This is a genomic window from Tsuneonella flava, from assembly GCF_002870965.1.
In the GTDB taxonomy this organism is placed as follows: domain Bacteria; phylum Pseudomonadota; class Alphaproteobacteria; order Sphingomonadales; family Sphingomonadaceae; genus Tsuneonella; species Tsuneonella flava.
In genome coordinates, this window is sequence record NZ_PHSO01000006.1 from 482,722 (window position 1) to 502,031 (window position 19,310).

Sequence of the window (19,310 nt, forward strand, 5' to 3'; positions counted from 1 at the left end):
CCGGAATGTCAGGGAACGATCGTCGTAAACAGATAGACCCCGAAGATCACCAGATGCACCACCCCCTGCAACACAGTTGTCCGCCCATTGCCGAGTGACAGTGTCGTCACCAGCAAAGTGAGCCCCAGCAGCACAATACCTTTGCTACCCAGGCCGAGTGCAATCGGCAGGCCTGCGAACAGCGACAAGGCTGCCACTGCGGGAATGGAAAGGCCGATGGTCGCCAACGCTGAGCCGAGCGCGAGATTGAGGCTGGTCTGTATCCGGTCACGCAGCGCAGCCCGAACCGCAGCGACGCTTTCGGGTAACAGCACCAGGACGGCAATCATCACACCGACCACCGCTTGTGGAGCGCCCATGGACAGCACCATATCGTCAAGCGGCTTCGACAGCTCCTTCGCCAGAAGGACCACCGCGCCCAGAGCTGCAAGCAACAGCACAGCCGATATGGCAGTCGTCCGATTGCTGGGCGGGTCGAGCGTGTCTTCGCAATCCTGCGTTTCGCTTGCGGGAGGCAGAAAATACTCCCGGTGACGAACGGTCTGGACCATCACAAAGGTCAGATAGAGAACCAGCGATACTATCGCGACGAAGGCCAGTTGCCCATTGGAATAGACAGGCCCTGGTTCGCTGACAGTGAAGTTGGGCAGCACGAGGCTGAGTACGGTGAGCGCGCAAATCGTCGCCAAAGCAGCGCTGACGCCCGATTGCTGGAACGACTGCTCACGGTGAAACAGGCCGCCAATCAGCAAACACACACCGATAATTCCATTGAGAATTATCATCACCGCTGCGAAAACGGTATCTCTCGCCAGCGAAGCGGCACCGTCTGCGGCTGCCGTCATCAGAGCGAGTATCAAGCCCACTTCAATCATCGTCACGGCCAGCGCGAGCACGAGAGTTCCAAACGGTTCGCCCAGCTTGTGAGCGATAATTTCCGCATGGTGGACAGCACAGATAACCGCCAATGCCACGCCGAACGATACAACTGCAATTGGTGCAGCGCCGACAGCTGCCATCGCAAAAACCAGCCAGGCGACAAGCGGCCCCCACGAGGCCCAGGAACTAAGGTGCTTTCGCATCGGACCTCCTTCTAAGGTGGAACAATCAGAGTTTCGATCTTCTCCCTCTATTTCACAATATGGCTGTGCGGTGAAGACGTGCGAGGGCACAAAGCCGCCCTGATGGAGTGTTGAGCAGGAGTTTTCAGTGGGCTTCGGCCAGCTTCTGAGCGAGTTGCTGCGATGTGATGACTTGGCGGTTATTGCCAGTTTCGCAGTCGTCATTTGCCGCGTTGCCATCGTTGCGGATATCCGGGTCATAGACGATGGTGGCAGCTAAGCGCCCCAAATTCCGACATTCGGCGGCACCTCCCATCAACTTAGAAGAGGGCGTTCCGGGAGTCAGCAGGAAGAATTCTGCCAGGCCACACCGCTCTGGCGTAGGCCCCTTTGTTCGGAGGACCTGAAACCCTGCTTGAACGGGTGGGAGTGTTCGTCGCTCATGGCGTGTCACCGCCGCAAGACTGGCCGATCACCTCAGAGCGTCGGCGAGCGAGGCTTACCTGCTAATCCTTGACACTCATCGGCACCAGCAAGTGCGAAAAATCGCCCTTGCGCGCCAGCACATCGGCCAGCGAATAGCCATCAAGGACTTTGAGAAACGCTAGGAGCCCCTCTTCGAGGACACTGGTAAGGCCACACGCCGGAGCAATCACACAGGCACCGCAGCCAACCAAATCGAAATCGTCCTCGGTGTGGCGAACCAGTGCGCCGACGTTGATTTCCTCCGGCGGGCGGGCGAGGCGGATACCACCATTGCGGCCGCGGACGCTTTCCAGATAGCCCGCGTTCACCAGATCGTTGACCACCTTCATCAGGTGGTTCTGCGAAATGGCATAGGCGCGCGCGATCGCGGAAATCGAGGCCAGCTCGCCCGGCTGCCGCCCGAGGTATAGCAGCACCCGCATGGCATAGTCGGTGTAGCGCGTCAGACGCATCGCAGCTCCGCAAGAATAATCATGTATTCTTATTGCATGTTTTGGCGAGCACGTATAGATGCATCCAAGATACATGATTTGGAGTCGCAGCCATGCCAGCTCTCAGCATCGACGATCCCGGCCTCGCCCGTCTGATCGACGCGTTCTACGCCCGCGTCCGTGCCGACGAGGAGCTCGGCCCGATCTTCAACGACGCCATCCACGACTGGCCCGAGCACCTAGAGAAGCTGGCCGCCTTTTGGTCTTCGGTCATGCTCGCCAGCGGACGTTACAAGGGCCACCCGGTGCCTGCGCATATCAAGCATCGCGATCGCATTACCCCTGCCCTGTTCGAGCGCTGGCTTGCCCTGTGGGCAGAGACCACTGACGAACTGATGGCTCCTGACGCTGCCGCTGCCTTGCAAGCCAAGGCCGCGCGTATCGCCGAGAGCCTCAAGCTCGCCATGTTCTTCCGGCTGGATGGCCAGCCAGCACCGAAACCTTCCCCCCGGCCCGCCTGCCTCGCAGCTGCCGCGACGGACCATGCCTGAAAAGGAGTATGCTGCCATGACCGACATTCCTATGGTCGATCTCACCGTTCACCACGCCCCGCGCGATCTGCGTGATCGGATCGCGTTCGGCTTTACCAAGGTCTTGCGCTTCTGTGCCGATACCTTCTTCGCAAAGCGCTACGGCCATCGCGCCATCGTGCTCGAAACAGTCGCCGCCGTGCCGGGCATGGTTGGGGCCACGCTCACCCACCTCAGGTGCCTGCGCCGGATGCAGGGTGACAACGGCTGGATCCGCACCCTGATGGAAGAAGCCGAGAACGAGCGGATGCACCTGATGACCTTCATCGAGATCGCGCAGCCATCGCTATTCGAGCGGCTGGTGATCCTGCTGGTGCAGTGGGCGTTCTATCTCGCCTTCTTCGGCCTCTATCTGGTGAGCGCACGCACCGCGCACCGCGTAGTTGGCTATTTCGAGGAGGAGGCGGTGATCAGCTACACTCTCTACCTCAAGGAGATCGATGAGGGTCGCAGCCCCAATGTTGCCGCCCCCTTGATAGCCCGCCATTACTGGAAGTTGCCCGATTCAGCCACCTTGCGCGACGTGGTGCTGGTGGTCCGCGCCGACGAAGCGCATCACCGCGACGTCAACCATGGCTTTGCCGATGAACTGGCAGGCGAGGCTGCCCCTTTGAATATCGCTCCGTATCCCGAACACGCCGACGATATCAAGCTGGCAGCCTGACCATGTCAGAACCGGGCCCCTATCGCTCCACCCCTGTGTTCGATCAGGATAGCCTGCCCGCTGCCCTGCGCGCCCGCCACGATACGAAGGCGGGCGTGTGGGGAGTGATCCGGGTGATCGAGGGAGAGCTCCGGCTCACCTATCTCGATCCGACCAGCGAGGTAATCCTCGCCCCTGCTCGGCCGGGGTTGATAGAGCCGGGGCAGCCGCATTTCGTCACGCCAGTGGGGCCGATGAAAATGCAGGTAGATTTCTGGGACCAGCCTCCGCCGGGTTTCTGATCGGCGCCGATCCCGTCCCGAACCACGATTTCATCTCAGGAGAACTGTATGTCGCAGCCGCTCAGCGAGCAGACCATCGCGCTCGTCAAGGCCACAGTGCCCGCACTCGAAGCCCATGGCCTTGCCATTGTGCGTGAAATGTATGACCGCCTGTTCCAGAACCCCGATATCGCGGCCCTGTTCAACCAGTCCCACCACGGTGGTTCAGGATCGCAGTCGCGCGCGTTGACCGGCGCCATCCTGAGCTATGCCAGCAATGTCGAGAATCTCGCGGCGCTTGCCCCTGCGGTGGAGCGGATCGCGCAAAAGCATGTCGGTTTGCAGATCGTGCCCGAGCATTACCCTTTTGTTGCCGACGCGCTGCTCGGTGCGATCAAGGCGGTGCTGGGCGACGCGGCGACCGATGACATCCTCGCTGCCTGGGGCGAAGCCTACTGGTTCCTCGCCAATATTCTGATCGCGCGTGAAGAGCGGCTTTATACCGACCAACGCACCGCCGAAGGTGGCTGGAACGGATGGCGCGAGTTCGAAGTGGCCGAGGTTGCGCCGGAAAGCGCCGTCATCACCTCGTTTACGCTGCGCCCCGCCGACGGTGAGCCAGTGATGGCACACAGGCCCGGCCAGTATCTGACCTTCTCGTTCGATATTCCCGGCCATGCGCCAGTGAAGCGCAACTATTCTATTTCGGCCGCGCCCAATGGAGAGAGCTATCGCATCTCGGTGAAACGCGAACCGCAGGGCCTGGCCTCGGGCTGGCTGCACGATAATGCGGGCGTTGGCACCAGGTTCAAAGTCGCGGCACCTTCAGGCGAGTTTTTCCTTGATGCGGTGACTGAGCGGCCGGTGGTGCTGCTGTCGGGCGGGGTTGGCCTGACTCCGCTGGTGGCGATGCTCGAAGCGCTCGTGGCGAAGGGAGGCGCCGTGCCGATCCACTATGTCCACGGTACGCACGATCGCACCACCCACGCGATGCGCGATCATGTCCGGGCTCTGGCCGCTAAGGCTAGTTCTGTCAGCATCACCGACTTTCATCAGCAGCCACTGCCCGACGAAGTTCCGGGCCGAGACTACGATATCGCCGGAATTATCACCGACGAATGGCTGCTCGCCCACACCCCCGTTGCCGAAGCGGACTACTACATCTGCGGACCCCGCGCCTTTCTGCGTCATGCGGTTGCAACGCTCTCGCAGGCTGGAGTAGCGGCCAGTCGCATCCACTATGAATTCTTCGGACCAGCAGACGAATTGCTGGCCGCCTGAGAGGCCCCTATCCCTTGCAGCGATTGAAAAGGCCCGCCTTCTGGCGTCAGCTCGGGATGCATCCGGCCCGATCGGCCATCGGCGCTGGAAATTGCACTGGCGCTAACGGGCCCGATCAGGGCCAGGCTGCTCCCCGACACCTCGGCGCTGCCATTTCTGGTGGCGCCGTGGGGCCTTGGCGGTGCTGGTATCGGAGTCAGCCCTGATCAGCCAGGGATCAGAGCAACCAGACTTAATGACCGGCCCTAACCGCTTGGCGGCTATCGCGCCTGTTCATCAACGAACCTTGCGACCGCTTGCTTGTTATGATCGTCGATGAACTTCTCACTATCTGAAACGAGATCAGCCACCGTCTGATGAGATAGTGCATTCCGCCAAGCCTGATCAGCAGCGAGCATGCGGGTCTTGATGAAACAATCCGTAGAATAAACACACGGGTCGGAGGCCTTTCCCGGACCGCGTCTTCGAATTTCCCGGCACACAAAGAACGGTCTCGCCCCATCTATTGCTTCAACGATATCGAGCAGCGTGATACTTGCAGCAGGTCGGCCTAGACGAAATCCGCCTCGCGGACCGGGCAACGCCTCCAGAAGTTCTGAAGCAGTCAGGGCGCGAAGATGCTTGAGCAGGTAGCTTTCCGACACCCCGTGCAACTCCGCGAGGCTTTTGCCAGAGAGCACTTTTCCGTCGCGGAGGCCGGCCAGGACCAGCATGCAGTGGAGACCCGCTTCGACACCATCGCTCATTCTTCTCATTGCCGGAATTTAGCCTTGTCTTTCGGGCTGACAAGTGAGGTGACCTGGCGGCTATCGATGAAGGCATAGAGAAGGAATGCGCAGGCACTGGCAGTAAAGACACTGTAGTTCAGCGGTTCCTTTGGATGCAGAAACACCGCCATCGCCACGCCAAAACAAAGCAGCAGCAAGGCGCTCGCGGCAGCAGGCCACCTATGGTTAGGCAACAAGAGCAGCACTGCTGCGAGGACGATCTCCAGGAGGGTAACGCCCCATGCAAATGCGGGCACAAGCCAGCTTGGCATCCATGGATTGAGCGCAGCCGTCGCTTGAGTGAAGACAGTCATGTCGCCCCAGTCTACCCATGGAAGTTTCACAGAACCCCATGCGCCAAACCGATCGGCGACTGCCGACAGGAAGGTGATGGCCAAGGCGGCTCTTGCGGCCCAGAGCGCCACATCTCTTGGAAACATATCGGAAGCCCTCATCGCGGATCGAAACGTTTTCATGGCCTGAGCGGCAGCATGATTGCTTTGCCTCTCCCGGAACGGAAATCGGAGCCCTCGAAGAAGCTGAGCACCTCATCGAAAGCATATAGACGATCAACAACCGGATGCAGGTGGCCGTCAGCTTGAAGCGCGATCAGCTTCTGCAGTTGATTGCGGTCCATCGTCACGATAAAAAACAGGGCCCTGATGCCTTGGCGCTCGGCTCGTTCTTGGGATGGGGCATCCTCTTTTTCGCCCGCTATGGTGACTAGCGTCCCGCCGCGCCGAATCACTTTCCAGCTGCGCTCCTGGGTATCTCCGCCAATGGTGTCGAGAACCAGATCCACTTCGTTGGCGAGGTCTTCGAACCGATCCTGCGTGTAGTCGATCACCAAATCCGCACCGATCGCACGACAAAATTCGAGATCGTTCGGCCCGCAGGTCGTGATGACTTCAGCGCCATGCCACTTTGCGAGTTGGACAGCGAGATGACCGACTCCTCCCGCGCCGCCGTGGATCAAGACTTTCTGCCCTTTCTCAAGTCTTCCATGATCGAAAAGCGCTTGCCAAGCGGTCAGGCCGGCAAGGGGCAGAACCGATGCCAACCGCGGATCCAGCGGCGCTGGTAGCGAGACCACATCCTGCGGGTGAACGCTTACGAGCGCTGCACAAGCGCCATCGTCGTATGGGCGAATATGGCCGATGACCCGATCACCCGGTTTGTAATCCGCCACGTTTTCTCCAGCGCGGAGGACTTCGCCGGCGAACTCGTGCCCCAATATCACCGGCGCGCTCCTCGCCGATCCATCCGCCTTTTTCCAAGTAGGAAGCCAGTGAGTTTCCATAGCGGTAATACCTACAGCCAGAGGACGCACCAGCAACCTATCTGGACAAGGATTTGGGTTATCGACCTCTCCTGTCGTCGCGGTCGGCGATGTCATGACCCCGTCTCGGATTATGGCTCTCATTTTAGCCTCCATCTTGCAATTCGCTATCGTCTACATATTATATCCATGATTAGACGCAAGGCCGTCAGGCATGTGCAACCATTGTGTTGACGAGAGAGCCTCAACTCCGGGTGTGGCCCTGTCAGAGCAAATGCCCTTGCGGGTTAGGACTGAGCGGGCAGGGCGGCGCGATGCCCAGACCGCGCAAGCCCGCCAGCCCATTCCGCTATTCCAACTTCCTCGCCCGAGGTGATCCGGCTCGTGGTGATGATCTATGTCCGGTTTCCTCTGTCTCTGCGAAACGTCGAGGACCTGCTTTCTGAGCGCGGCATCGACATCTGCCACGAGACTGTGTGGCACTTGAGGAACAGGTTCAGCTCGCTGTTTGCAGCCGGCGTTAGGCGCCAGTGGGTCAGCCGGATGCGGGAGGTCGGCAGTGAAAGTGGCACCTGGACGAGGTCTACGTGAAGATTAACAGCGACATACACTCCCTCTGGCGTGCAACCCTGTCCTGAGCTTGCCGATGGTGCACTTGCCGAGAGCTTCTTCTCCTCGCTCAAGCGCGAACGCATCCGGCGCCGGACCTACAAAACCCGCGAGGAAGCCCGGCAGGACGTGTCCGATTACGTCGAAATGTTCTACAACCCGGTGCGTAAGTAGGTCAGGAACGGGATACTGTCGCCCGCCCAGTTCGAATGACAGCAGATTTTGAAAGCGGAAGGCGTCTTGAAAACTAGGGCTACTCACAGCCTTTTTAGAATGTCTCTCTCTCCTCGTTGAGGGCACGGCTCTCCCGGCGAAGCTGCTCGTTCTAGAATGCCAGATCGGTATCGGGGCTGGTCGGTAAATCCTCCCTCCGATGCAAGCTCACCCCGCGGGTCAACGTCGACAGACCAATGCCCAAATCGGCCGCAACGCGCCTGCTCGGCAAACCGCTGGTCAGTGCAATGCGCACCGGTTCACGCTGAAACTCTGCTCCGTGTTTGATCATATCTTCGATCTCCTCGAATGAGCAATGTGCTCTCAGATGACGGACACAAAACCGTTACAAGTCCACACTGACCTTCAAAGAGATTGAGGCTGCGCTGCCGCGATGGAAACCATGGAAGCTACCAGATGAGAGGGGGCTCTATCCTCAAATCTCGCCGAACGGATCGAAGCGCTGGCACCTTCGATACTCTTTCCAAGGAGAGAAGAAGAAGATCAGCTTCGGCCCATTCCCCGATGTAAGTCTCAAGTCAGCTCGCGCAAAACGAGATGAAGCGCGCGCATTGGTTGCTGATGGCGTTGACCCGCTTCAGAAGCGCCGCGATCAAAAACTCGAAGCGCAGTTCGCAGCCGAACATACGTTCGCTTCCGTCGCGCGCGAATTTAACGCAAAGCGAGCGAATGACGGCGACAAGACGATCAGTGATGCTACCCGCAAAAAGAACGAGTGGCTGCTGTCGTTGGTCGAACCAAAAATCGGCCGCCTGCCGGTCAGGGAGATCACAGCACCGATGCTCCTTGCGGCATTGAACGACATTCAGGACTCTGGTCGGCGCGAGACTGCTCGAAGGCTCCGGTCGCTTGTTGGGCGCGTGCTCAATTATGCTATCGCGACTGGCCGTGCAGGCAACAATCCTGCTCCGGCGCTGCGCGGCGCGCTGACGACACCGTCTGTTCGCCATCACCCCGCAGTGATCGAGCCAAAGGCGCTAGGAGAGCTGCTGCGAGCAATTGATGGGCATAGCGGCTTCCCGTCCACCAATGCCGCGATGAAGCTCTCGGCGCACCTCTTCCAGCGCCCTGGTGAGATCCGCACGATGAAGTGGGCTGATGTCGATTTCGACGCAGCTATCTGGACGATCCCGGCGGGTAAAACCAAGATGCGTCGTGAGCACCGAGTGCCTCTTTCTCGGCAGGCAATCAGCATCATTCGTTCCATGAAGGACGTCGCCGCCTACAGCGAATATGTATTTCCGAGCTTCAACCCCAAGAAGCCGCTCTCCGAGAACGCCGTCACCGGCGCGCTCAAGCGGATGGGATATGGGGGAATCATGACTGCCCATGGTTTCCGCACGACCGCCTCCTCGCTGCTGAACGAGAGTAACGAGTTTCATCCTGATGCCATCGAACGCGCTTTGGCGCACCAGGACAGCAATGCCGTCCGTGCAGTCTACAACCGCACGCAATATTGGGACGAGCGCGTTAGGATGATGCAGTGGTGGTCGGACAAGATCGATTCTCTGAAGCAGATGAATGCGGTCTAGAGGTTTGGCGGCCGAATGGAAAAAGACCCCCAAACTGAACCCCCGCAACATGCGAATTCACGCAATCCCCGGCGACCAAGCGCGAAGTTCGAACCAAATTTTCTAAATGATTTTCAATTATTTTTGCTTAATCGCGATGCTACACGAAGAAGCTACTGGTGCCCAGAAGAGGCATCACATTCGGACTACTTTTCTACGTCTTATCAGATAGTTAGGAATTCGGGCGTCTGCGAAAAGCCCTCAAAAGGCCCTCAAAAGTCGCCTAATGCATTGGTTCGGTGCCTTTTTCAGGACTCAAAATTGACTCTACGTTTTCGAAAGACAAGCTCAATCGACGTACGCTTTGCGCCTTAATATCGGCCATCGAGGTCAGAGCGCTGATTGCCCGAGAGCGGTCATGGTCGATGCCCTCCTAACTTTCGCTTTGGGGTTTTGCTAGATTGAGCTGCGACCACTGTTCATTTGCGCATCGGACACGGAAATTTGGTGTGGGTCGTAGCATTCGCCCCCTGGACTTTGGCTGTGTGAAGTCAATCCTCGCCGAATGCCGCCTTCTCGATAAGCCACGCAGCGTCCATCATCGTGATTTGACGGTGCAATTCAAAGTCGAGGTTGCTCGATATGTCGCGGGCCGTGTGCTCGTGTGGGTAGGCGCCGTCGGCGCCCTCGATCGTCAGTACTGCAGGAATTCCTTTGTCGATGAACGGCACATGGTCGCTGGCATACGGGCTAAGCGAGACCTGCGTTTCAAGTTCTGTGTAGGTCTTTGCCATATCGGCCAGATCGTCGATGACTGTCTGGGAGAGCGGCGCGCCTTCAAGCAAAACTGTGAGTTCCTGCATGTTGCGGCTGCCCGCCATATCGATATTGACGACGCCGCTCAAACGATCCCGGTCGGCGCCGTCGAGCAACTCTACGAAGTGCCTGCTGCCATGCAAGCCCTGTTCTTCACCTCCGAACAGTACAAGGCAAACGTCATGCTTGAGCTCGGCAAAGCTGCTAAGTGCAACTGCAGCCTGCATCACCGTTACCGATCCCGTAGCATTATCATCCGCGCCCGGAGCTCGCGCACCGTCGCCGCCTTCGTGATTCACCGAATCTAGGTGAGCACCGATCACATACAATTTGGGGTTCGCTGCTGCCCCGCGGCGTCTGGCCACCAAGTTCCAGGACCTAGTGTCGCCAAGCGGAAATTCCTGACGCTCAAGTTCACAACCGGCGCCCTCGAGAATGGTCTCACAGATATCGAGAGCCTCGAGATAACCCGCTTCCGCAGAATGACGCGAATGGATCGCCGCCAGTCGCTCAACTTGAAGGCGCAATTCATCAGCCGAAATCGCTCCAACGGCATCGGCAATTTCAGATCGTCTCGGCCGCGCGGTTCCTTTCCGCAGTCCCATGTCGAGAGCACCGTCCTCGTAGGGGACCACAGCGAAACATCCCGGCTCCTCGACCCATTCTTTGTTTTCCGGCCAATCGATCAGGAGATACCGGCCGTGGTCGACAATGACTCTGGCATCTGGGTTCGCGCGCTGAAAACTTCTGCCTTTCTGAGCGACAATCATGAAATCGCCTTGCGCAGTCACCTTCGTGCCCCGCATGCTCATATCGCGAGGCGGTGGGTTACGGGTGATCGTTAGACTGCCGAGGCGGCTTACAGCTTCGCCCCGAGAAGCCGCAGTCGTTCGTCCGGCCTTTGCAGCCCTTTCATCCATCCAGGACAGATACAAATCCATTTCAGCTGTTCTCCGGGGGCAGGTCGCGCGCTGAAACGCGAGCGGATATAAGGCCGACGCCCTTCCAATCTTCGGCGGCAGTAAGCGCCGCCGCCAGCTCCTCGGGAGTAGAAACCGTTTCCGTGTGCGACACACCCATCGATTTGGCGAAACCCGTGTAATCCCACCGGTTCAAGCCGACATACGGAAGAGGATCGCGATCAGGATCCCGATACCAGCTTGCGTCGATGAGATACTGCTCGATGGCATACATTCCGTTGTCGATAACGATGACCACTGCCTCGATCCCGGCCCTGACCATTGCGGACAGCCCTTGCCCCGTTATCTGGAAGCCGCCGTCGCCGCAGATTACGAGCGGCCGGCGTGCATCAGCCAGACCCGCGCCGACAGCAGCGCCGATCGAATGCCCGATCGACAGCCAAACGGGACAGCACATGAAGGCATTACGTCCAGGCATTTTGAGATCGGCAGACGGATAACTGCCGAGGCAGGTATCATGCACAATCTGCCAGTCTTCCGATAAATGGGAATCTATCGTGCTGTATAACTGCTCGTGGGTCAGTTCGGTCGGCGACTCCTGCTCAACCCAGCTGCGTCGCTCGGCGTAGTCTCCCACGGGATCGATATCAGCCGGTCGCGGCGCGCTGGAGTAGTTGCCCTTTGCCAGGTTTTCCAACACCGGGCCAAGCTCGGCACGGCGCGGTACCTCGGCGCCGAAACGCGCCAGACCGTCGCCGACTGCAATCATTTTATCGAAGGAATCGCGAACCAGGAGCGTATGATCAATTCCGAAAACGCACCCCAATGTGATGAGGCAGTCGGAACTCTCGATTACTTCCCTAACGGGCTTGGGCGCGAGATCGCTGTCGTAAACTCCGACAAAACCTGCCGTATCTTCCGGAATTACGGTCTTAGCGAGCAAGGTTGAAGCCCATGGCAGTCCCGAATGCGCGAGAAATTGCTCTGCGCTTTTGTAGAGACCATATCTTGCGACTTCGGCCCCAACCAAAACGGCGGGCTTTTGCGCAGCCGAAAGGCGATCCTGGACGGCGGCAGCAATTTCTTCCTCCAGTCCGGTCGGATTGCGCGACGGATCGAGCGCGTTGTTCCGCACCGAGCATTCAGCAGTCCATAGGTCTTGAGGAATTTCAATGTAAACCGGCCGTTTCTCACGCATCGCCACTGTCACGGCGTGGTCAATCGCGGAGGCCGCCTCGCCGGCATGCTCGATTCTCACTGCAAAGGCCGTAACGTCCCGAAAAGCTGCCAAATCCGTTAAGTGTCGGCCCGTAGAATGAGAAAACAGAATTCCGTATTGCCGCTCGTAGGCGATATCCTTCGCTCCGGGGCCGCCGTTAATGACAACCACCGGGCTTCGCTCAACGAATGCCCCGGCTACGGCATTGATAAGGCTTAGAGTGCCGACGCCGTAGGACACCGAGACGGCGCCCAATCCCCGCAAGCGCGCATAGCCGTCCGCAGCATATCCGGCGTCTAGCTCGCTGCTGTTGACGATAGTCCGCAGTCCCGCAGAGATGGCACTCTCAAACACTTTGGCGCATGATGTTCCGGGTATTCCGAAAAGGACCTTGACGCCGTTCTCTTGAAGGCGCCGGACGAGATAATCGGCAATGTTCGCCATCAGTTAGCCGCCTCGATCGATGCGATTTGTTCGACGGCCCGCAGGCCGGAAGAAATCGCGCCTTGTATCCATGAATGGTGTAGCGAAGCGTGTTCACCGGCCAAAACGATCCGCCCCTCCCTTTCCATCAAAGGCCCATGAAGTTCGGTCTGGTCGCCGGGATGGTAAAACGCATATGCGCCGGCGCTCCATGGATGGTCTTTCCACGACCAAGTAACGAGGTCTTCAATCTGATCGGGATCGCTCCTCAAACATTCATGGAGGATCGCAAGGTCATCTACGACAGTCTCGCGATCCATGCCCACCATTCGCCTGGCGGTCTGGCCCCAGCTGTAGGAGGCCAAGAGGACCGAGGGTTCACGCGATTTCTCTTCGGACATTTCGACGGCATTGTCCGAAGGGTACCAAGTCGACCCCAGAACTCCGTCGCTTACCGAGCCCCCGCCGAAAATTCCGTCTTCAACTTCCCAAAAGCGCGATTTGGTCAGCGCTAGAACCTTGGTGGAGTCGTCGTAATTGACGCGACGTATCGCATCTGCCTTTCGCGGTGACCATCCTTGAGCGTAATCGATCCGCGGCAAGACGCCGAGCGGCACTGTGCAGATCAGCCAGTCTGCTTGATAGGTTTTGCGCTGTCCGTTCTGTTGGGCGTATACCGTCACCCCGCCATCGGACTGCTCCATCGCGACCACAGGAGCGCCGAACACGACCGGATTCCCCAATTTGGCAGCAATACCGTGAGGCAACTGATCAAGTCCGCCGGCAACTTCGTCAAACGGTTCGGCCCAAACACCTTCCAGTTCTTCACGCAGATGTTCAGCCAAACCGAATTGCAGTGTCGTTTCAAGATTCCAGCTGCTTGCTAGCAACTGTATCGCCTCGCTGCTGAGCCCCGATTGCAGGAACTGTCCATGAAGGGAAAGCTCATCAAGGCGCATCGAACCGAGAAATTCGGGTGAATGACGATAAAGATCTTCCTGTTCGGCATCGCTTAAAGCCGCTGCAAGTGTGCCGACCGCGCGCTGCCACAGCTGTAGATCGGTAAGAAGTTTCTCATCCTCCAACAGATCGAACAACTGACGAGCTTTCTCGGCTTCGCCCATCCGATATTTACCGCCCCTGATCGATAGCCAGGCCTTCTCGTTTGCAAAAACAAAGGGACGCATCGTCAGCCCGAGCTGGTCGATATAGAAACGGGTAAGTTCGTGATCTTGCGGAATGCGCATTGCCCCTGCTTCACCGTAACGGCCGCCGTCAAAACGAAGCGTGCGAACGCGGCCGCCCGCGTGAAATTCGTCGGCCTCCAAGACCGTCACCTCGTAACCCAGCGACTCCAATTCGAGCGCTGCGCACAGTCCCGCCATCCCAGCACCGACGACAAGGACTTTGCGTCCCGGCGGTGCCTTTCCCAGCGAGCGGACAGTCTCGACCTCTTCCGGGATTTCTCTTGCGGCTTTCCGAACCCGCAGCGTCGCTTCCCGTTCTACGCTTCTTGAGCCGAAACCGCGCCGGATCATTCGCTTTCTCCGTCGCCGACCGAAACCCAATCAACGCCGTCGAAAACCTCTTCCGCAGCCTGACCCTCCCTTCCGAAAGCGTTCGCCGCAAGGATTTTCGCGGTTGCGCGCTGCGCGGGCTCTTCCGGTTCAGCAAGACCTTTTGAGCGCAGCAAGCCGGACCGATTCCCCTGAAGGGTGGCTCGCATTCGTTCCACTTGTCCGCGCGAAAACATGATCATCGCGGAATCGTTCACGTAATCCATGAAGTTCATGAAGAGGTCGCCGTGTGGCGCATTGTTGCAGCTAATCGACGGATAGGTCGGCGTCCCGTAATTGGCTCCGGCTTGGTTAGGGGTATCGTCGACATTGTCGGATCGCGTACACATGTTGCCGTCGTCGCCCCAGATATGCAAAAGATTGAGCCAATGGCCGACTTCGTGTGTTGCGGTTCTTCCCAGATCGAAGTCAGGGCGGGCCGTGCCGCCAACGCCGAAACAAGTGTAGTCAATGACCACGCCGTCGCGCCAAGGGGCCGAGCCGGGGAAAGCAGCAAATCCGAGCGGGTTACGGCTCATATTGCATACCCAGATGTTGAGATAGCTCTCGGTCGGCCAAGCCACCGACCCTGTGCCGGCCAGCATCAATTCGCGAGCGATCTGTAACGTAAGGCTCTCATTTGGATTGAAATGAGCTGGGAAGCGTTCGATCGTGGTCTGCTTGCGGATAATGCCGTCGGTAGGCCGGCCCGCAGGATCGCGTGTGGCCAGGGCGAACTCGATTTGAGCATCTTCCGCCAAGTGAGCGAAAGCTTGCGGGATCTGCGAGCGATCTTGATTTAACGCACGAAAATCTTGGTTCAGAACCTCGATCTGGCGATTAATTTGCTCATCGGAGACCTGGAATTCTTCACGCGCAGCCACCACATGCACCGCGACCGGGATGCGTACTATTCCCTCAAGCGGTGCACGTCTCAGCGAAGCGGTAAGAGCTTCCTCCATACGACGTGTCTGAGCGTATCCGGTTTCCGCCTCGACCGCTTCGAAATGAAGCGGCATTGTTCCGCACATTCTTTCTGTCGCCATCTTATCTCCCCCTGTATTGCGCCTGTTTGCCTAACTCCTGATTGCAGCGACTACCGATACCTCGACAAGAAAATCAGGCGCGAGAAGCTCGCAGACAATTGTCGTGCGTGCCGGAGCCGCATTACTCGGCAGCCATTCCGCCCAGACCGTGTTGAACCCTTCAATCAATTCGCGCGATGTTAGAAACACGCTTGCGCTGAGGAGCAGGTCTCGGGCCGAGTTGCCTTCCTCAAGCAATCGTTCGATGCGTTCGAGGACTTCCTTTGTTTGCCGCTCAATCTGCTCACTGCGATGATCAATGGCGACTTGGCCGGAAACTGAAAGAACGCTGTTGAAGAAGGTCGCTTCGCTAAACAGCGAACCTGGCTGTAATCGACCAATCATGTCAGCCTCCCTCTGAAACGCCCATTGTTCGACCGTAACTATCGGTCTCTAGGGAGTCAAAGGCAAGACACACCCAAAGCCAGACCGTTGTTTTTATTCTTCATTGCATTGTGAGATGCAGTCCAGATGAAACTTCGGCGTCGAAATTTGAGAATTAATGAGGAGAATGTTATGACTTCTCCAGAAAACTTTTGAGAGAACCCTTTCGTCCGCTATGATTGAAATGGCTGCTAGTATTGGACAGTGTGGAACCGGCCCAGTTCCAGACCTCGAGAAAGGTACATTGGGAGGCAATGCGGGCCGGGATGCGAGTCTCGATATCAAGCGCTTCAGAATTTTTATTACACGCCAATTGGTTAGGCGAACATCACGATAGGTTTTTTGGGACTCGAAGTTGATGAGAGGTTCGAAAGACAAGAAAGTCACTGCCCGTTCGGGCTCCAGACTCCCCGCCGCTGCTCTCCCTCCTCCATCCTATTCCCGGCTCTCGCTACCGGTTTCGATCAGCAGGACCGACATACCCCCGTCATCGTCGTCCTCGATCGTCTCGGGTGGTCGCTCGCGGTCTTCGCCGTCGCCGCTCGGAATAAAGGCCTCGCCGGTCGCCGGCAGCGGAGGCCCACCGCTGGGCTTATCCTGAAAGCAAAGGATGGATCGTCCGCGTGTCCCGCCAATATGAGGGTAGCGTTTGAAAGACGTGGTTCGCGCGGCGGCGAGGCGCAACAGCTCCTCGACAGTCACGTCAAAATGGTTGTTATGAGCTCCGACTGTGCTGAGCGCGAGGTGGCCGGTGATCTGCTGAGCCGCGCGTCCGCGCGGATAAGCGGTCGAATAGAGCATGTTGGTCAGCAGGCTGCCTAGATCTTCTGCGCCAGCGGCAAGCGCCGGACCGGCCGGGTCAGCAGCCATCCACGGGAACAGATAAAGATGCTGGGGATGACAGATTGCGCAGCGCCCGTGCGGCTGGGCGTAGTCGTCGACCAAGCCGTATACGCTTCCGCCAGAATTGGGGCTGATCGTGCGATGGCCTGGCAGATAGGGTGCTGCGGGCCGACCAGCGCCACGGCCGTGCAACGTAAAATCGGGCCAATGGCGATAGAGATATTCCTGATGGACATCCGGGGCGCTGGTCGGGACGCCGTTGACCATGCGCTTAGCTTGAAGCAGCAGCGCGCGACGTGAGGGAGCAACGCCGATGTGATCATGGACAACCAGCAGGTCGCCAAGTTCGGGCTTCACCGGTCCGTCTTTCGGGTGATCGTAGTGCGCTTTCGGCGTCTGGTGTATGAGAACGCCGGTAACACGCAGCGAGATGCCACGCCGGGCAAGGACGGGCCGCCATTCGGCGGCGAGCCGCACCGTCCCGGTCTCGACCAGCGCCCAGACATGTTCGACTTCCTCGGGAACACGGTGCTTGGTCACGCGATGAGCGTAAACGAACGAATCCCATACGGCCTCGCGCGCGCCTTCAACCAGCGCGGGAAAAAGATCGTCCGAAATCATCGTCGCATCGCTGCCGATTTCGTCATGGCAGGTATCGTAGCGCCGGGTCGGCGTCGCTCAATCAGATTTCGCCGAAAATTCGATTTGACCGTGTTGGTTCCGCGCGGTATTCTCGGAGCGTAATTGTTCATTAAGCGAATGCTATGAGCAAGCGCCCGACAATTCCCCGAAGCGAAAGCGCCTGAGCAATTGCGATAAAACAGTCACGCGTACGCCAGAGATAAGCATTGAAGTCCGAACATCAGGCGCAGCATTAACTGCTCCTACGGTATAGTAAGCGGTTGGACCTTAATCTTCGCCCTCTTCATACGCAGCCTTTATTTCATCAAATCCAACATAATTGGATAATGACCAGCGCCGAGCGGCAAAATCGATGTAGCGAGCTTCATTGCGATCGTTGATCTCGCGGTAGAGCTCGAGATAATAGTTTTTTAGACGCTTTTTGTTCTTGCGAAGTTTGATCGACTTCTTGGCTGTGCTCACGGCTTCTTTCACATGCTGAAGATCCGTCCCAGCCTCTCCGTTTAGGCCCTCGAGATAGCGGAGGCTTTTATCTTCGAGATCGTCACAGTCGCCTTGGATGTTGAGCCTGAGCTCCAACAAAACGAAATTTCCTAGGCGCCTGCGCTCATGTCGATCGATCGGGCGGATATTCTGTCCCTCATCCGCGCGGTTTCGAGTAGCCCAAAGATGCTCAACAGAAAGATAGTCATTGGACTTTCCATCCTTCCGAGCTTTCAAAATTCGGTCAATCTTAATGGTCTTGTTCGGCTGCAGATGTTGCTCATAGTTCATCAAAAAATACCGCAAACCATTCCAGTGGTAGAAGTCGTCCATTTCGCCTTCGCGAAGCATGAACGAGCTTATAAATTCGCTCTCAGGGGCATTCCAGAAAATGAACTCGAGTAATTGGACTTCGAGTGCTTTATCCTCTGAATCGAGACCTCCGATTTCTGCCGATACGTCCAAATTTTCGAGAAGCCGATTGTGATAATATGATGAAGCGTACCGAAACAATTCAGCCTGGCCGCTATCGTTTCGGCTGGTCATATTTCTAGCGATATAGACCCTAAAATTCAGGATTTCGAGAAGCCCCAACAAGCGCACAAGGCTCTCGCCTAACGAATGATTTTTCACCACTAGGGCGAGGAAAAGTGGCATTATCGAAGCCTGCCGATCCTGGCCTCGTATTTGATCAAGGACCTGGACGAGGTCGGCACTCAAGCCCTCATGCATCTGCCCATACAATCGGGCGTACCAGTGCGAAGCGTTTTTCAAAAATGTCACGAAGCTTATGATCTTTTGAACGGCAACGTCTCTTGATTCTTCGGTTGCGATCGCTTGATCCAGAGCCAGTAACTTTTTAAGCTCGACGTAGCCGTTCTGACTATCGGATTTGTTCAAGCTAAAATGGACAGCCATGCAATAGCGCAAAAAAGAGTTTTCATCCGAGTCTGCTGTCTTTTTGGCTGTGTGTAGGTATTTCAGTATTTCAGACCATTCTGAATCGATGCTCTCCCGCAGCTTCGCCGCATTCAATTTCACGCTGCAATAGATGAGATAGTTCTTAATCTTCTCAAGTTCACTCAGATCCTTGCCCCGGTTGTTTATTACCTCAAACATGACGCCCGTCTCGGCGTCTTCCGTGGGCGCAAAAACAATGAACCCCATGTCGCTCTCTAAGGTACGCATGACATCTTTAATCTGAGTACCGCTCTTAAGGCGCTTTTGAATCCATTTTCTGATGACCTTTCGAGCTTCGACAAGCCTATCATGTGACTCAAGGCGGCTCGGTTCGCTGCTCTTCGGCCGATCATCTAGGATGACATTTTCGAAGAAACGACGTGTATCGGAATTGAGGGTAAGGACTTGCTCAGCGGAACCAAGCTTTCCCCTTTTGAGATATAAACGTTCTATCCTCGGCCGTTCGTTTTCTGGAAGGTGATCAAAAAGCACCTTGGCCAATATCACCAATGTCGTAAGCCGCTGCTGTCCGTCTACCACGTTGAACCGATCGGGTCGGCCTTCATGGCTCAAAACCAGCGTTCCAGTGTAGTGCTTCTGGGATATCCCATCGTCGATCAGATGGTCCAGATCCTGCAACAAATCCTGAACCTGCTTTTCATCCCAAGCGTAACCTCGTTGGTAATCTGGGACGACGAAAATATTATCCGCAAAGATTTCTGGCATTGTCAAAAGCCGAGCGCCAAGATCTTGGATACCCATTGCTATACCTTTTCAAATCGACTTGGGTTCGCTTCGCTTAGGCG

General features: G+C 57.2%; 19 protein-coding genes and 2 pseudogenes. 7 read left to right on the forward strand and 14 right to left on the reverse strand.

Annotation, left to right across the window (positions count from 1 at the left end; translation table 11 throughout):
* Positions 1-8 precede the first annotated feature (8 nt).
* The 3 genes from CV013_RS12050 to CV013_RS12055 form a co-directional block, all read right to left on the reverse strand.
* Entirely contained in the window at positions 9-1,082 is a 1,074-nt protein-coding gene (locus tag CV013_RS12050; RefSeq protein ID WP_102155903.1) for a calcium:proton antiporter, read from the reverse strand.
* 124 nt (positions 1,083-1,206) lie between these two features.
* Positions 1,207-1,377 carry a hypothetical protein gene (locus tag CV013_RS15725; protein ID WP_190276473.1) on the reverse strand — a complete coding sequence of 57 codons (171 nt, stop codon included), beginning with the start codon at positions 1,375-1,377 and terminating at the stop codon, positions 1,207-1,209.
* Positions 1,378-1,567: 190 nt separating this feature from the next.
* A complete protein-coding gene (locus tag CV013_RS12055; RefSeq protein WP_102155904.1) occupies positions 1,568-1,999 on the reverse strand; it encodes an RrF2 family transcriptional regulator in 432 nt (143 codons plus the stop codon).
* A gap of 92 nt (positions 2,000-2,091) precedes the next feature.
* Between CV013_RS12055 and CV013_RS12060 the strand changes: the two genes are divergently transcribed.
* From CV013_RS12060 to hmpA, 4 genes are read left to right on the forward strand one after another with little or no spacing between them, the layout of a single operon-like run.
* Positions 2,092-2,529 (forward strand): group III truncated hemoglobin, encoded by a 438-nt coding sequence (locus CV013_RS12060; RefSeq protein WP_102155905.1) that lies wholly within the window; start codon positions 2,092-2,094, stop codon positions 2,527-2,529.
* Between the two features lie 16 nt (positions 2,530-2,545).
* On the forward strand, positions 2,546-3,232 hold the full coding sequence (locus tag CV013_RS12065; RefSeq protein ID WP_102155906.1) for an alternative oxidase: 687 nt from the start codon (positions 2,546-2,548) through the stop codon (positions 3,230-3,232).
* Positions 3,233-3,234: 2 nt separating this feature from the next.
* Positions 3,235-3,513 carry a DUF1971 domain-containing protein gene (locus CV013_RS12070; protein ID WP_102155907.1) on the forward strand — a complete coding sequence of 93 codons (279 nt, stop codon included), beginning with the start codon at positions 3,235-3,237 and terminating at the stop codon, positions 3,511-3,513.
* A 48-nt stretch (positions 3,514-3,561) separates the two neighbouring features.
* Complete coding sequence (gene hmpA / locus CV013_RS12075; protein ID WP_102155908.1) at positions 3,562-4,773, forward strand: NO-inducible flavohemoprotein; 1,212 nt, start codon at positions 3,562-3,564, stop codon at positions 4,771-4,773.
* Between the two features lie 260 nt (positions 4,774-5,033).
* Here hmpA and CV013_RS12080 read toward each other — a convergent pair whose 3' ends face one another.
* From CV013_RS12080 to CV013_RS12090, 3 genes are read right to left on the reverse strand one after another with little or no spacing between them, the layout of a single operon-like run.
* Positions 5,034-5,519, reverse strand: a complete 486-nt coding sequence (locus CV013_RS12080; RefSeq protein ID WP_198591866.1) for an RrF2 family transcriptional regulator — start codon at positions 5,517-5,519, stop codon at positions 5,034-5,036.
* Positions 5,520-5,524: 5 nt separating this feature from the next.
* Entirely contained in the window at positions 5,525-5,995 is a 471-nt protein-coding gene (locus CV013_RS12085) for a MauE/DoxX family redox-associated membrane protein (protein WP_198591867.1), read from the reverse strand.
* 17 nt (positions 5,996-6,012) lie between these two features.
* Entirely contained in the window at positions 6,013-6,975 is a 963-nt protein-coding gene (locus tag CV013_RS12090; RefSeq protein WP_102155910.1) for an NADP-dependent oxidoreductase, read from the reverse strand.
* A 158-nt stretch (positions 6,976-7,133) separates the two neighbouring features.
* Between CV013_RS12090 and CV013_RS16095 the strand changes: the two are divergent.
* Positions 7,134-7,445, forward strand: a pseudogene (locus tag CV013_RS16095) (IS6 family transposase); the annotation flags it as partial.
* A 19-nt stretch (positions 7,446-7,464) separates the two neighbouring features.
* A pseudogene (locus CV013_RS12100) lies at positions 7,465-7,641 on the forward strand (IS3 family transposase); the annotation flags it as partial.
* Between the two features lie 112 nt (positions 7,642-7,753).
* Here the strand turns inward: CV013_RS12100 and CV013_RS12105 are convergent.
* Positions 7,754-7,933 (reverse strand): hypothetical protein, encoded by a 180-nt coding sequence (locus CV013_RS12105; RefSeq protein WP_102155911.1) that lies wholly within the window; start codon positions 7,931-7,933, stop codon positions 7,754-7,756.
* 67 nt (positions 7,934-8,000) lie between these two features.
* Here CV013_RS12105 and CV013_RS12110 point away from each other — a divergent pair, with 67 nt between their 5' ends.
* Positions 8,001-9,194, forward strand: a complete 1,194-nt coding sequence (locus CV013_RS12110; protein ID WP_102155912.1) for a tyrosine-type recombinase/integrase — start codon at positions 8,001-8,003, stop codon at positions 9,192-9,194.
* 530 nt (positions 9,195-9,724) lie between these two features.
* Here CV013_RS12110 and CV013_RS12115 read toward each other — a convergent pair.
* From CV013_RS12115 to CV013_RS12145, 7 genes are all read right to left on the reverse strand, one after another.
* Complete coding sequence (locus CV013_RS12115; protein ID WP_157935772.1) at positions 9,725-10,759, reverse strand: M28 family metallopeptidase; 1,035 nt, start codon at positions 10,757-10,759, stop codon at positions 9,725-9,727.
* A gap of 172 nt (positions 10,760-10,931) precedes the next feature.
* Positions 10,932-12,572 carry a thiamine pyrophosphate-binding protein gene (locus tag CV013_RS12120; RefSeq protein ID WP_102155914.1) on the reverse strand — a complete coding sequence of 547 codons (1,641 nt, stop codon included), beginning with the start codon at positions 12,570-12,572 and terminating at the stop codon, positions 10,932-10,934.
* Positions 12,572-14,089, reverse strand: coding sequence for a flavin monoamine oxidase family protein (locus tag CV013_RS12125; protein ID WP_102155915.1), 1,518 nt, complete (start codon positions 14,087-14,089; stop codon positions 12,572-12,574). The genes CV013_RS12120 and CV013_RS12125 overlap by 1 nt, the downstream gene beginning before the upstream one ends.
* Complete coding sequence (locus tag CV013_RS12130; protein WP_102155916.1) at positions 14,086-15,153, reverse strand: zinc metalloprotease; 1,068 nt, start codon at positions 15,151-15,153, stop codon at positions 14,086-14,088. The genes CV013_RS12125 and CV013_RS12130 overlap by 4 nt, the downstream gene beginning before the upstream one ends.
* A gap of 30 nt (positions 15,154-15,183) precedes the next feature.
* Positions 15,184-15,537 carry a Rid family hydrolase gene (locus CV013_RS12135; RefSeq protein WP_102155917.1) on the reverse strand — a complete coding sequence of 118 codons (354 nt, stop codon included), beginning with the start codon at positions 15,535-15,537 and terminating at the stop codon, positions 15,184-15,186.
* A 474-nt stretch (positions 15,538-16,011) separates the two neighbouring features.
* Positions 16,012-17,040, reverse strand: coding sequence for a hypothetical protein (locus tag CV013_RS12140; RefSeq protein ID WP_102155918.1), 1,029 nt, complete (start codon positions 17,038-17,040; stop codon positions 16,012-16,014).
* Between the two features lie 288 nt (positions 17,041-17,328).
* Positions 17,329-19,266, reverse strand: coding sequence for a DUF262 domain-containing protein (locus CV013_RS12145; RefSeq protein WP_102155919.1), 1,938 nt, complete (start codon positions 19,264-19,266; stop codon positions 17,329-17,331).
* Between the last annotated feature and the right edge of the window lie 44 nt (positions 19,267-19,310).

Excerpts from the sequence above, each read along its gene's own strand:
- CV013_RS12145 (WP_102155919.1), bottom strand. The coding sequence starts at position 19,266 with ATGGGTATCCAAGATCTTGGCGCTCGGCTTTTGACAATGCCAGAAATC.
- CV013_RS12050 (WP_102155903.1), bottom strand. The coding sequence starts at position 1,082 with ATGCGAAAGCACCTTAGTTCCTGGGCCTCGTGGGGGCCGCTTGTCGCC.
- CV013_RS12080 (WP_198591866.1), bottom strand. The coding sequence starts at position 5,519 with ATGAGCGATGGTGTCGAAGCGGGTCTCCACTGCATGCTGGTCCTGGCC.
- CV013_RS12105 (WP_102155911.1), bottom strand. The coding sequence starts at position 7,933 with ATGATCAAACACGGAGCAGAGTTTCAGCGTGAACCGGTGCGCATTGCA.
- CV013_RS12070 (WP_102155907.1), top strand. The coding sequence starts at position 3,235 with ATGTCAGAACCGGGCCCCTATCGCTCCACCCCTGTGTTCGATCAGGAT.
- CV013_RS12135 (WP_102155917.1), bottom strand. The coding sequence starts at position 15,537 with ATGATTGGTCGATTACAGCCAGGTTCGCTGTTTAGCGAAGCGACCTTC.
- CV013_RS12085 (WP_198591867.1), bottom strand. The coding sequence starts at position 5,995 with ATGAGGGCTTCCGATATGTTTCCAAGAGATGTGGCGCTCTGGGCCGCA.
- CV013_RS12055 (WP_102155904.1), bottom strand. The coding sequence starts at position 1,999 with ATGCGTCTGACGCGCTACACCGACTATGCCATGCGGGTGCTGCTATAC.
- CV013_RS12120 (WP_102155914.1), bottom strand. The coding sequence starts at position 12,572 with ATGGCGAACATTGCCGATTATCTCGTCCGGCGCCTTCAAGAGAACGGC.
- CV013_RS12060 (WP_102155905.1), top strand. The coding sequence starts at position 2,092 with ATGCCAGCTCTCAGCATCGACGATCCCGGCCTCGCCCGTCTGATCGAC.
- CV013_RS15725 (WP_190276473.1), bottom strand. The coding sequence starts at position 1,377 with ATGGGAGGTGCCGCCGAATGTCGGAATTTGGGGCGCTTAGCTGCCACC.
- CV013_RS12065 (WP_102155906.1), top strand. The coding sequence starts at position 2,546 with ATGACCGACATTCCTATGGTCGATCTCACCGTTCACCACGCCCCGCGC.
- CV013_RS12125 (WP_102155915.1), bottom strand. The coding sequence starts at position 14,089 with ATGATCCGGCGCGGTTTCGGCTCAAGAAGCGTAGAACGGGAAGCGACG.
- CV013_RS12140 (WP_102155918.1), bottom strand. The coding sequence starts at position 17,040 with ATGATTTCGGACGATCTTTTTCCCGCGCTGGTTGAAGGCGCGCGCGAG.
- hmpA (WP_102155908.1), top strand. The coding sequence starts at position 3,562 with ATGTCGCAGCCGCTCAGCGAGCAGACCATCGCGCTCGTCAAGGCCACA.
- CV013_RS12115 (WP_157935772.1), bottom strand. The coding sequence starts at position 10,759 with ATGATTGTCGCTCAGAAAGGCAGAAGTTTTCAGCGCGCGAACCCAGAT.
- CV013_RS12090 (WP_102155910.1), bottom strand. The coding sequence starts at position 6,975 with ATGGAGGCTAAAATGAGAGCCATAATCCGAGACGGGGTCATGACATCG.
- CV013_RS12130 (WP_102155916.1), bottom strand. The coding sequence starts at position 15,153 with ATGGCGACAGAAAGAATGTGCGGAACAATGCCGCTTCATTTCGAAGCG.